The 1,398-nt window shown below is 68.0% G+C and carries 1 protein-coding gene; it reads right to left on the bottom strand.

Annotated elements, in window-relative coordinates:
• Nucleotides 1–1,398: AMP-binding protein (locus ACFC1X_RS40790; protein ID WP_376364829.1), on the bottom strand; the 1,398-nt coding region annotated here is incomplete at both ends.

Here is a 1,398-nt window from a genome sequence, read left to right as displayed (position 1 = left end):
CCCGCCACATACAACTCACCCGCCACACCCACCGGCACCACCGACAACAACCCGTCCAGCACATACACCCGCGTATCCCCCACCGGAAGACCGATCGGCGGCTTCGCCGATCCGCTGAGCGGGGCGCTCATGGACACGCACACGGTGTACTCGCTCGGCCCGTAGGCGTTGATCATGCGCCGGCCACGGGACCACGTCGCCACGGCCTCGGCGGAACAGGCGTCGCCGGCCACGATCAGGGTGAAGTCCGGCATCCGCTCCGGGTCCAGGGCGGACAGCAAGGCCGGAGGGATCAACGCGTGGGTGACACGCTCGCGTGCGAGGAGTTCCGTGAGCGCCTCCGCGTCGTGCAGCTTCTCCGTCGGTGCGAGCACCAGCGTCGCGCCCGCCAGCAGCGAAACGCTGATCTCCATAACGGCGGCGTCGAAGCCAGGGGACGCGAACTGCAGCATGCGGTCTCCCGGGCTGACCTCGAAGCCCTTGATCTTGCTGGAGACGAGGTTCGGAATGCCCTTGTGGGTGACGATGACGCCCTTGGGGCGGCCGGTCGAACCGGAGGTGTAGATCGTGTAGGCCGGGTGGTCGGGATGGATCCGCACACGCGGATCGGTCTCCGGCAGACCGTCGAGGTCCGGCAGCGAATCCAGCGTCAGCAGCGGCCGCGCGTCCTCCAACACGTACGCGATCCGCTCCGCCGGATACTCCGGATCCACCGGCAGGTACGCCGCCCCAGCCTTCAGCACGCCCAGGATCGCCACCACCATCTCCGGCGAACGCGGCAGCATCAACGCCACCGTCCGCTCCGGACCGGCACCCCGGCCGATCAAGTAGTGCGCCAGACGATTCGCCCGCGCGTTCACCTCGCCATACGTCAGCGACACACCTTCGAACGTCACCGCCGCCGCATCCGGACGACACGCCACCTGCTCCTCGAACAAGGCAGGGAGGAGGAGACGGGGTGCGCCATCGGGCGTCGTGGGTCCCGTGCCGATCTCAGCGAGCAGACGGCGCTCGTCGCCCGAAAGGATTTCGATCGTGTGGAGGGGGGTGTCGGGGTGGGTGGCTGCGGTGGTGAGGAGGCGGGTGAGGTAGGTGGTGATCCGTTCGGCCGTGGCGGGGTCGAACAGGTCGGTGGCGTACTGGAGGCCGCCGCTGATGCCGGTGGGTCCGGTGTTGTCGTCGTGTGATTCGGCGATGTTGAAGGCGAGGTCGAAGAGAGCCGCTGCTTCGGTGCCGGGTACGGGTTCGAGGTGGAGTCCGGGCAGTTCCAGGGTGGCTTGCGCGGTGTTGTGGTAGGCGAGCATGACTTGGAAGAGGGGGTGGCGGGCGAGGGTTCGTTGGGGGTTGAGGGCTTCGACGAGGGTTTCGAAGGGGAGGTCCTGGTGGGCGTAGGCGGTG

The sequence above is a fragment of the Streptomyces sp. NPDC056128 genome (assembly GCF_042263835.1).
GTDB lineage: Bacteria > Actinomycetota > Actinomycetes > Streptomycetales > Streptomycetaceae > Streptomyces.
The sequence above is the reverse complement of the archived record's forward strand: the minus strand, read 5'-3'. Positions and strand labels throughout refer to the sequence as shown.